The 10,972-nt window shown below is 70.6% G+C and carries 8 protein-coding genes; 1 reads left to right on the forward strand and 7 read right to left on the reverse strand.

What is annotated here, in order from left to right; genetic code table 11:
- Window positions 1-11: 11 nt before the first annotated feature.
- The 7 genes from HLB44_RS15070 to HLB44_RS15100 all read right to left on the reverse strand — a co-directional run bounded on the left by HLB44_RS15070 (window position 12) and on the right by HLB44_RS15100 (window position 9,756).
- Window positions 12-617, reverse strand: coding sequence for a hypothetical protein (locus tag HLB44_RS15070; protein WP_173123849.1), 606 nt, complete (start codon window positions 615-617; stop codon window positions 12-14).
- A 138-nt stretch (window positions 618-755) separates the two neighbouring features.
- Entirely contained in the window at window positions 756-1,526 is a 771-nt protein-coding gene (xth, locus tag HLB44_RS15075) for an exodeoxyribonuclease III (protein ID WP_173123851.1), read from the reverse strand.
- 56 nt (window positions 1,527-1,582) lie between these two features.
- The gene (locus HLB44_RS15080) at window positions 1,583-2,689 is read right to left on the reverse strand and encodes a metallophosphoesterase (protein ID WP_173123853.1); all 1,107 of its coding nucleotides are present in this window, start codon (window positions 2,687-2,689) and stop codon (window positions 1,583-1,585) included.
- 31 nt (window positions 2,690-2,720) lie between these two features.
- The gene (locus tag HLB44_RS15085; protein ID WP_173123855.1) at window positions 2,721-5,828 is read right to left on the reverse strand and encodes an efflux RND transporter permease subunit; all 3,108 of its coding nucleotides are present in this window, start codon (window positions 5,826-5,828) and stop codon (window positions 2,721-2,723) included.
- Window positions 5,825-7,081: an efflux RND transporter periplasmic adaptor subunit gene (locus tag HLB44_RS15090; protein WP_173123857.1), complete on the reverse strand. Its 1,257-nt coding sequence runs from the start codon at window positions 7,079-7,081 to the stop codon at window positions 5,825-5,827. The genes HLB44_RS15085 and HLB44_RS15090 overlap by 4 nt, the downstream gene beginning before the upstream one ends.
- Window positions 7,082-7,239: 158 nt before the next feature.
- On the reverse strand, window positions 7,240-7,818 hold the full coding sequence (locus tag HLB44_RS15095) for a DUF4337 domain-containing protein (protein WP_173123858.1): 579 nt from the start codon (window positions 7,816-7,818) through the stop codon (window positions 7,240-7,242).
- A gap of 48 nt (window positions 7,819-7,866) precedes the next feature.
- Window positions 7,867-9,756, reverse strand: coding sequence for a glucokinase (locus HLB44_RS15100; protein ID WP_173123860.1), 1,890 nt, complete (start codon window positions 9,754-9,756; stop codon window positions 7,867-7,869).
- 170 nt (window positions 9,757-9,926) lie between these two features.
- Here HLB44_RS15100 and glk point away from each other — a divergent pair, with 170 nt between their 5' ends.
- Complete coding sequence (glk, locus tag HLB44_RS15105; RefSeq protein ID WP_246312266.1) at window positions 9,927-10,925, forward strand: glucokinase; 999 nt, start codon at window positions 9,927-9,929, stop codon at window positions 10,923-10,925.
- Window positions 10,926-10,972: the final 47 nt, after the last annotated feature.

Here is a 10,972-nt window from a genome sequence, read left to right on the forward strand (position 1 = left end):
CCTCTCGCCGGCTACAGGCGGGAGGGCGGGTCGTCCCAATCCTTGCTGGACAGCGGCATCGATCCGGTCCAGCTGCGTTCGACCTCGTCGAACTCCGAGTGCGAGGCGTCCATCACCTCCATCGGGGCCAGCGGCGCCGGCGAGGTGATGCTGCGGGCGACGTTGCGCAGCGCGATCGCCTCGACCAGCCGCGTTCGCAGCGCGCGCAGCGCATCACGCGGCTCGTCGGACTGCAGCTGCTCCAGCTGCTCGAGCCCGCGCTGCAGCACGTTGACCGACAGCCGCAGCAGTGCGCGCGAGCCATGCCGGCGCAGCGAGCGCTCGATGTGCGCCAGGTGCGGCATCAGCCGGCGCAGGCCCGGCCGCTCGCGCATCAGCGCGCGCAACGAGCGGTGCGCAGTGCGCAGCGCCTGGCCGCGGCTCTCGACGATTGTCGGCGTCGGCAGCAGCGTCGAGCTGGCCGGCACCAGCGTCGTGCCGCTGTCCGGGGGGAACAGCCGCGTGCGCAGCCAGTGCAAGGGGCTGAGCCGGAAGCGGCGCGGCGGTGTCGGCAGCGGTGGATGAACCTGCGTCGCGATCAACGCGTCGGTCAGGTAGCTCGACGATGCATCCCTCATGGTCTTGCGCGGGCGGTGTTCTTCAGACGGTGGGTTGCGTGCGGCCGGCGGTGGACCGGACCGGCAGGAGGCGGCGATGATGCCATGTACCCCGGGGAAACGGGGAGGGCGCTTACCCCGGTGCTCGGGTATCGCGGCTCACCCGCCGAGCTCGACGATCACCGGCGCGTGGTCGCTCGGACGCTCGTTCTTCCGAGGCAGCTTGTCGATGCGGCAGGCCACGACCCGCGGTTTCAGCGCCTCGCTAACCAGGATGTGGTCGATGCGCAATCCCTGATTCTTTCGGAACGCCAGGTTGCGGTAATCCCACCAGCTCCACAGCTTCGGCGGCTGCTCGAAGAGGCGGAACGCGTCGTGCAGGCCGAGCCCGAGCAGCGCGCGGAAGTGGGTGCGCTCCTCGTCGGTGCAGTGGATCTGGCCGGCCCAGAGCACCGGGTCGTGCACGTCGCAGTCCGCGGGCGCGATGTTGAAGTCGCCGAGCAGCACCAGCTTCGGGTGCTCTTCGAGCTCCTCGCGCAGCCACTCGCGCAGCGCGTCGAGCCAGCGCATCTTGTAGGCGAACTTGTCGCTGCCCGGCGCCTGGCCGTTCGGAAAGTAGGCGCCGACGATGCGCAGGCCCGCCGCGCTGCCGGCGATCAAGCGCGCCTGCTCGTCGTCGAAACCCGGGATGTTGCGCATCACCGCCTCGGCGGCCTGGCCGCGCGACAGCAGCGCGACGCCGTTGTAGGTGCGCTGGCCGAACCACTGCGCGTGCCAGCCGGCCTCGCTCAGCTCGGCCTGCGGGAACTTGTCGTCGGTGAGCTTGGTTTCCTGCAGCACGACGAGGTCGGGCTTTTCGGTGTCGAGCCAGCTCAGCAGCTGCGGCAGGCGGACGGCGAGCGAATTGACGTTCCAGGTGGCGATCTTCAAGCGGGCCTCGGCTTCGGATGAGCCCGCATTGTCGGGGGCCGAGCCAGCGGTCGGGATCAGGCGGCGACGAAGCGCAGCCGTGTGATCTCCGACGGCGCGCCCAGGCGCAGCGGCGGGCCCCAATAGCCGGTGCCGCGGCTGACGTAGATCCACATCGAGCCGAGCCGATGCAGCCCGGCGGTGAAGGGCTGCTGCAGCGGCACGAAGAAGTTGAAGGGCCAGATCTGGCCGCCGTGCGTGTGGCCGGACAGCTGCGCGTCGAAGCCGGCCTCGGCGGCGGCCGCCGCGCTGCGCGGTTGGTGGGCGAGCAGCACGCGCAAGGCGGCGTCGGCCGGCGCACCGGCCAGCGCGCGCCGCGGGTCGCTGCGCTCGCGGGGGTCGAAGTGGTGGGCGCTGTGGTCGGTCACGCCGGCCAGCACCAGGCGCGCGTCGCCGCGCTCGATCAGCACGTGTTCGTTGTTCAGCACGCGCAGGCCGAGCGTGCGCAGCTGCGCGATCCATTCGTCCGCGCCGCTGTAGTACTCGTGGTTGCCGGTGACGAAGAAGGCGCCTTCGCGTGCGCGCAGGCCGGCCAGCGGCGCGACGTCGTCGCGCAGATCGGCGACGCGCCCGTCGACCAGGTCGCCGGTGATCGCCACCGCATCGGCGTCGAGGCGGTTGACGGTGTCGACGATCGCCTGCAGGTAGGCGCGCTTGACGGTCGGGCCGACGTGGATGTCGCTGATCTGCGCGATCGTGAAGCCGTGCAGCGCCGCCGGCAGCCCGGCGATCGGCACGTCGACGTGACGCACTCGGGCCGTGCGCCGCGCCCCGGCCAGCCCCCAGGCCAGCGCCAGCGCGGCCAGCACCGGCACCGCCACTGCGGTCGGCGCCGCGAGCGGCGGCAGCGCGAAGGGCCAGGCCGCCAGCAGCACCAGGTCGCGCAGCAGCGTCAGCACCAGCAGGATCGCGAACAGGCCGAGCGCCAGCATGCCGACCCAGGTCCAGCGGTCGGCCACGCTGCGGTCGCGCACGCGCCGGCCGGCGAAGGCCACCGGGATCAGCGACGCGGTGGTCAGCAGCAGCGCGACGAAGCCGGCGACCGCCAGCGGCGCCGGCAGCTGCGGCGCGATGCGCCAGCCGATGTAGACGTGCAGCAGCGCCAGCAGCCAGAGTCCGAGCATCGGCTGCAGATGGTGGCGCCGGGCCGCGGATTCAAGCGCGTGCGGTGGCGGCGGGGGATGCCGCCTCGTCGACGATCGGCCCCTTGCCGCTCCAGCGGTCGAGTGCGAGGTAGATCACCGGCGTGATGTACAGCGTCACCGCCTGCGAGACGATCAGCCCGCCCACGACCGCCAGGCCGAGCGGCTGGCGCAGCTCGGCGCCGGCACCGATGCCGAGTGCGATCGGCAGCGCGCCCATCAGCGCGGCCAGCGTCGTCATCATGATCGGCCGCAGCCGCAGCAGGCAGGCCTGGCGGATCGCCTCGTGCGGCGGAAGGCCCTGGTGGCGCTGCGCGTCGAGCGCGAAGTCGATCATCATGATCGCGTTCTTCTTGACGATGCCGATCAGCATCAGGATGCCGATCGTGGCGATCAGCGTCAGGTCCATGCGGAACAGCGTCAAGGTCAGCAGCGCGCCGACCACCGCCGAGGGCAGGCCGGCGAGGATCGTCAGCGGATGGATGTAGCTCTCGTAGAGCACGCCCAGCAGCAGGTAGATCACCAGCACCGCGACGATCAGCAGCACCGCCTGGCCGCCCTGCGTGTCCTGGAACACCGCGGCGTCGCCGCCGTAGCTGGTGACGATGGTCGGCGGCAGCTTCATCTCGGTGACGAAGCCTTCGAGCCGCTTGGTGGCGTCGCCCAGCGCGACGCCGGGAGCCAGGTTGAACGCCAGCGTGATCGCCTGCAGCTGCCCCTGGTGATTGATGGCGGTCGGCCCGATCGTGCGCTCGACGCTGGCAAAGGCCGACAGCGGCACCAGCGCGCCGCCCTTGCCGCGCATGTAGAGCCGGCTGAACGCGTCCTCGAACTGGCGATCGGCCTCGGCGGCTTCCATGATCACCTGGTAGCTGTTGGCCGGGCCGTAGATGGTGGCCACCTGGCGTTCGCCGAAGGCGGTGTAGAGGGTGCTGCGCAGGTCGGCCATCGAGACGCCGAGCAGCTCGGCGCGGTCGCGGTCGATCGTCAGCGAGGCCTGCAGCCCGCGCAGCTGCGAATCGCTGGTGACATCGCGGAACAGCGGGTCGCGGCCCATGCGATCGGACAGCCGCGTGGCCCAGTCGTTCAGCGCACCGGCGCTGACGCTCTGCAGCGTGTACTGGTAGCGGCTCTTGCCCGCGCGCCCGCCGAGCTGCAGGTTCTGCACCGGCCGCATGTAGACCGCGACGCCGGGCACCGCGCGCACCTGCCGCCGCAGGCGGTCGACGACTTCCGTCATGCCCGGACGTTCGGAGCGGGCTTTGAGCGAGACGAAGGCGCGGCCGGTGTTCTGCGCATTGGCGCCGAAGCCGCCACCGCCGACGCGCGTGCCGACCGCCTCCACCGCCGGGTCGCCGCGCAGGATGGTGCCGACGCGCTCGGTCAGCGCTTCCATCGCCGGGAACGAGATGTCCTCGCCAGCCTCGACGGTGACCTGCAGCTGGCCGATGTCCTCCTCGGGGAAGAAGCCCTTCGGGATCGTCACGAACAGCACGCCGGTGAGCACGAAGCTGGCGATGGCGATGGCGCCGATGAACCAGCGGTGCGCGAGCGACCAGTCCAGCGTGCGGGCATAGCCGTTCTGCAGCGCGAGGAAGCCGCGCTCGAAGGTCCGGCCGAGGGCGGACTCTTCGTGCGCTTCGTGGTGGCGCAGGAAGCGGCTGGCCAGCATCGGCACCAGGGTCAGCGAGACCAGCGCCGAGACCAGGATCGACAGCCCGACGATGACCGCGAACTCGTGGAACAGCAGGCCGATCACGCCCGGCATGAAGAAGATCGGGATCAGCACCGCGACCAGCGAGATCGAGATCGACATGATCGTGAAGGCCATCTCGCGCGCGCCCTTCAGCGCCGCCTGGAACGGCGCCATGCCGGCCTCGATGTGGCGCACGATGTTCTCGAGCATCACGATCGCGTCGTCGACGACCAGGCCGACGGCCAGCGTCAGCCCCAGCAGCGAGATGTTGTTCAGGCTGTAGCCGAGCGGATACAGCAGCGACACCGCGCCGATCAGCGAGATCGGCAGCGACAGCGCCGGGATCAGCGTCGCCGCGGCGCGGCGCAGGAACAGGAAGATCACCAGCACCACCAGCACGATGGTGCCGACCAGCGTCAGGTTGACGTCGTGCAGCGCCTCGCGGATCGACTTCGAGCGGTCGTTCAGCGTGGAGATCGACACCGAGTCGGGCAACTGCTCCCGGAAGCGCGGCAGCGTCTGCAGCACGCGGTCGACGACCTGCACGGTGTTGGCATCGGGCTGGCGCTGGATCGCCAGCGTCACGCTCGGCTCGCCGGCGAAGGTCGACGAATTCTTCAGCGTGTCGAAGCTGTCCTGCACGTCGGCGACGTCGCGCAGGCGCACCGGATTGCCGTCGCGCGTGGCGACGATGATCTTGCCGAACTCGGCCGCGGTGGCCAGCTGGCGATTGGCCTGCACGGTCAGCGTCTGCTGCGGGCCTTCGAGCACGCCGACGGGGGTGTTGGGGTTGGCGGCGGCGACGGCGGCGCGCAATTCATCCAGCGCGAGGTTGCGTTCGGACAGTGCCTGCGGCCGCACCCGTATCCGCACCGCATAGCGCTTCTGCCCAAAGATGGCTACCTGGGCCACCCCGGTGATCGTCGACAGCGTCGGTGCGATCAGGTTCTCCGCATACTCGTTGAGCTCGGCCATGCCCATCGACGGCGACTGCAGCGCCACCAGCAGCACCGGCGCGTCGGCCGGGTTGACCTTGCGGTACGAGGGCGGGCTGGTCATCTCCGTGGGCAGCGAACGCTGCGCGCGGAAGAGGGCGGCCTGCACGTCGACCGCGGCGGCGTCGATGTTGCGCGAGGCCTCGAATTCCAGCGTGATCGAGGTGCTGCCTTGCGCGCTGGTCGAGCTGATCGTCGACAGGCCGGCGATGGTCGAGAACTGCTTTTCCAGCGGCAGCGCGACCGAGCTGGCCATCGTCTCCGGCGACGCGCCGGGCAGGTTGGCACTGACCTGCACCACCGGCGTGTCGTAGCGCGGCAGCGCGGCCACCGGGATGTCCTTCAGTGCCACCAGGCCGGCCATCACGACCGCAATGTTCAGCAGCACCGTCATCACCGGACGGCGGATGAAGAGGTCGGTGAAGCTCATGGGCTGGTCCCCCCGGTTGCCGCCGCCGGCGGCGCCACCGTTGCACCCGGCGCGGAGGCGCCTTGCGCACCCGAGGCCCCGCGGCCCGGCCGGCCAGCGCCGCGTGCCTCGCCACCGGCGGCCTGGTACGGCGTCGCGCGCACCTTGCTGCCGGGCCGCAGGTTCTGCTTGCCGTCGACGACGACCTTGTCGCCCGCCTGCAAGCCTTCCACGACGACCATCTCGCCGGCCGGCATGCGCGTCTGCACCGGCCGCATCTCGACGCTCTCGTCGGCCTTGACGACGTACACCGAGCGCTCGTTGCCGCGGATGATCAGCGCTGCCTGCGGGATCACCAGCGCACCCGCCATCGTGCGCGTGGTCATGCGCACGGTGACGTACTGGCCGGGCCAGAACTGCTGCTGCGCATTCGGCAGCGCCGCCTTGACGCGGATGCTGCCGGTGGTGGTGTCGACCGCGTTGTCGACGAACACCACCTTGCCGCGCTGCGGCGTGGCCGCGGCGCGGCCCGAATCCGCGGCACCGGGCACCAGCACCGAGACCTCGGCGCCATCGTCACGCGCGGCGCCGCCGGCGGCCTTCAGCAGCGCGGCGAGCTGGCCCTCGGGCACGTTGAAGTTGACGCCGATCGGATCGATCTGGTTGATGTTGACCAGCACCGCGCCGCCCGGCTGCACCAGCGCGCCGCGGTGCACGTTGACGGCGCCGGCGCGGCCGCTCAGCGGCGCGCTGATGGTGCCGAAGCCGACGCCGACATCGGCCGCGCGCACGGCCGCCAGCGAGGCGGCGACGGCGGCCTTCTGCGATTCGAAGTTCGCCCGCGTCGTGTCGGCAGCGCTCTGCGCGATGAAGTTCTGATCGCGCAGCTCCTGCGCGCGCTTCCACTGGCGCTCGAGGTCACCGAGCGTCGCCTGGTCGCGCAGCAGCTGGGCACGCGCCTTGTCGAGGTTCGCGCGTTCGGCGCGGTGATCGAGCCGGAACAGCGGCTGGCCGCGGCGCACGAATTCGCCATCGCGCACCAGCACCTCGGCGATCGTGCCGGACAGCTGCGGCCGCACGTCGACGGTGTCGAGCGCGACGACCGTGCCGGCGGCTTCGACGGTCACCGGCACGTCGCGCTTGTGCACCGCGAAGACGCTGACGGTGGTGGCCGGGCGGGCCGGTGCCGAGCCGGCGGCTGAGGCACCGGCGGGCGCTTCGGCGCCCTGGCCACCGCAAGCGGCGAGGCCGAGCGCGACAGCGCACGCGGCCAACAGAAACCCAACGGCACGGCTTGTTGTTGTCATGGCGGCATTCAGGCGTGAGTGCACCGGCATTCACATGTCGGAACGCGGCCAATCTAGCAGAGCGGTCCCTGGCGCTTATTGCTCCTTCGTTGCTGTGCGAGCGGGGTGATAGCCGTGGGCCCGCGTCAGATATGCGCGATCGCCAGGCCGCCGAGCACCAGGCCGAGCCCGGCGACGCCGAACATGCCCCACTCGAGCCACTTGCGGCGCGTCAGCAGCGCGATCGCCGCCAGCGCGATCGAGATCTGCAGCGCGGTGGTCGCCTGGGCCCAGCGGTGATGCAGGTGCAACTCGGCATCGGAGCGCTGGTCCCAGCCGGTCGATTCGGCTTCGAGCTTCTTGGCCTCGACCATGATCTCGGCCTTCTCCTTCTTGTAGCGCTCGACCTCCTGCTGGTAACCCGGCTTCCTGTCGTCGGCGACGATCGCCACCGCCAGCTCGGCCATGTTCTGTTTGCTGCTCTTGGCCTGGTAGAAGTTCCACTGGTTCGACGCTTCGGTCTTCTTGATCGCCGCGTTGTTCTTGAACAGGCCCGCATTCGCCTGTGTCGCGCCGCCCATGTACGAGAACAGCGCGCCGACGGTGGCCAGGATCGCTGTCATCACCGCGATCTGGCCGGAAAAGCTGTCCTTGTCGGCGTGCTGCGCCGCATGTTCGACTTCGTGGTCGTGCGGACCGTGGACGTGGAAACCGTGACCGGACATGGGCAAATCCTCCTCGGGAAAAGGGCGTGGAAAGGGAAAGCCGCGCTTTCAGCGCCGGCTGTGCGAAGTCAGCCGCGCATACGGCAGCGAGGCGCTGACACCGGGCGTGCGCTGCGGGCCGGCGGCCTTGCGCGCGCGGCGCTCGCTGCCGTCGGCCTCGGTGCTGTCGCCGCTGCCCTGGCGCCGCATCGAGACGCCGACCGCCAGGATGTCGATCACCAGCAGGTGCAGCACGCGGCTGACCATCGGCAGCTGCGTCGTGACGTCCTCCGGGTGGTCGACGATCAGCGCGATGTCGGCCTTCTTGGCCAGCGGCGACTGGCTGGCGGTGATCGCCACCACCGTCGCGCCGCGTTCACGCGCGGTGTCGGCAACCTCGAGCAGTTCGGCGATGCGGCCGGTGCTGCTGATCAGCACCGCGACGTCGCCCGGCTTCAGCACCGCGGCGGCCAGCACCATCAGCCGCGCATCGGTGCAGGCATTGCTCGAGATGCCGAAGCGCATGAACTTGTACTGCGCATCGAGCGCCACCGGCCCGTAGTGGCCGACGGCGTGGAAGTCGACGCGCGGCGCGGCGTTCAGCAGCTCGATCGTGCGCTCGATCGTGTCGCGGTTCAGTTGGTCGCGCAGCTGCAGGATCGCCGACGCGGTGTTGCCGAGTACTTTGGCGCCCAGCTCGACGGTTGAGTCGTCGCCGGTGACCTGCGTGTGCGTCACCGGCACCGTGCCCGAGAGCCCCGAGGCGAGCCGCAGCTTGAAGTCCGACAGCCCTTCGCAGCCGAGTGAGCGGCAGAAGCGGATCACCGTCGGCTGGCTGACGGCGGCGGCGCGCGCGATGTCGGCGATCGGGTCGTTCAGCGCCGAGCGCGGATGCTCGAGCACGTGTTCGGCGACGCGCCGCTCGGCCGGCGACAGCGCCTCGAGCCCGCGCCGGATCTGCTCCAGGATCGCCGACTTCGGCGTCGTCTCCAGCGTGCGCAGTTGCGCCTGCAGGATCGCCGACGCGCCGGCGAAGGTCGCGTCGTCGGCGGTAATCACGTAGGTCGGGATGCCGCGCAGGTAGTCGCTGAAGCGGCCCTTGTCCTCGAAGCGGCGGCGAAAGGGTGAGCGATCGAAATACGCCCCCAGGCGCGGCACGATGCCGCCGCCGATATAGACGCCACTCAGTGCGCCCAGCGTCACCGCGAGGTTGGCCGCCGCGGTGCCGAGCATGGCGCAGAAGGCCTCGATCGCCGAGGCGCAGAGCGGATCGCTGCCTTCGAGGCCGCGGTGCGTGATCTCCGGCGCCGGCAGGGTGCCGTCCTTGCGGCCCGCATCGGCGGCGAGCGCGCGGTAGATCAGCTCGAGGCCGGGGCCGGACAGCAGCCGCTCGAAGGACACGTGCTCGAACTGCTGCCAGGCGAAACGCAGGATCGTGATCTCACGCTCGTCGTGCGGCGCGAAGCTGGTGTGGCCGCCCTCGGTGCCGAGCGCGACCCAGCCGTTCTGCGCCGGAATCAACCCCGAGACACCGAGACCTGAGCCGGCGCCCAGCACGCCGATGACGCTGCCTTCGCGTGCCAGCCCGCCGCCGACCTGGCGCCGCTCGCTCTCGGCCAGGCCCGGCACGGCCATCGCCAGCGCGGTGAAGTCGTTGACGACGACCAGCGTCTCCAGCCCGAGCCGCTCGCGCATCTGCTCGATCGAGAATTGCCAGTGGTAATTCGTCATCCGCACCTCGTCGCCTTCGACGGGGTTGGCGATCGCCACCGCGGCATGCTGGATGCGCTCGGCCGGCAGCGACTTCAGGTAGGCGCTGACGGCGGCGTGGAAGTCTGCATGCTCGGCGCAGCGCAGCGACGCCGCCTGCTCGAAGCGGCCGGGCGCCGTCTCGAGCGCGAAGCGGGCGTAGGTGCCGCCGATGTCGGCGATCAGGCGGGGGCTGTCGTAGCGGCTCACGAGGTCCTTCGGAGGCGGCCGGGGGGCGGCGAATGCGGCGGCGTATTGTGCGGGAGCGCTGCCGCCGGCCAGAGCGATCTGATCGCCAATGTAGTAGGGTTAGATAGAACTTGCCTTGATTATGTAGTTTTGCTACCTTTCGCGCCCATGGACGAGAGGGAGAGTCGAGCTTGATCGAGGACCGTATGGCGAATGGCCGGCCCTGGCTGGTGGCGGATATCGGTGGAACCAATGCCCGCTTCGGCTGGGTGGACGATGGCGGCGCAGTCGACCAGATCCACAAGCTGGCGGCGGCCGACTACGCCGGGCCGGCTGAAGCCGTCCAGGCCTACCTGGTGCTGGTGCAGCAGGCGCTCGGCGCGGCTTATCGGCCGCCGCGCCGCGCTGCCTTCGCGCTGGCGACGGCGCTCGATGGCGACGAGGTCATGCTGACCAACAGCCATTGGCGCTTCTCGCGCGCCGCGCTGCAGGCGGCGCTGGGGCTCGACGTGCTGCTGCTGCTGAACGACTTCGAGGCGCTGGCCTTGTCGCTGCCGCGGCTGGGGCCGACGCAGTGGCGGGTGTTCGGCGCGCCGCAACCGCAGCCGCGCGGCACGCTGGCGGTGATCGGTCCCGGCACCGGGCTCGGCGTCGGCGGCGTCACGCAGACGGCGCTTGGCTGGGTCGCGCTGCCCGGCGAGGGCGGGCATGCGACGCTGGCACCGGCCGATGACTTCGAGAGTGCGCTGCTGCAGCACGTCCGCGGCCGATTCGAGCACGTCTCGGCCGAGCGCCTGCTGTCGGGCATCGGGCTGCCGGAGCTGCATGACGCGGTCGCCGCGGTGCTCGGCCAACCTGCCGGTGCGCCGCTGGCGGCCGAGGCCATCGTCGAGCGGGCGCTGGCCGGCGGCGATGCCGTGTGTGAACGCACCATCGACGCCTTCTGCGCGCTGCTCGGCGGCTTTGCCGGCAACGTCGCGCTGACGCTGGGCGCGCGCGGTGGCGTCTACATCGGCGGCGGCATCGTGCCGCGGCTCGGCGAGCGCTTCTTCGGATCGCGCTTTCGCGAGCGCTTCGAGGCCAAGGGGCGCTTCCGCGCCTACCTCGAGCCGATCCCGACCGCGCTGATCACCGACACGCTGGCAGCGCTCAGCGGTGCGGCGCTGGCGATCGAGCAGCTGGAAACCTAGGCACTACGCATCTTGCCTTTGGAGCGGTAGTTCAACTACAAGTACCA

Origin of the sequence: Pseudaquabacterium terrae, assembly GCF_013266755.1 — a bacterium.
GTDB classification, from domain to species: domain Bacteria; phylum Pseudomonadota; class Gammaproteobacteria; order Burkholderiales; family Burkholderiaceae_C; genus Pseudaquabacterium; species Pseudaquabacterium terrae.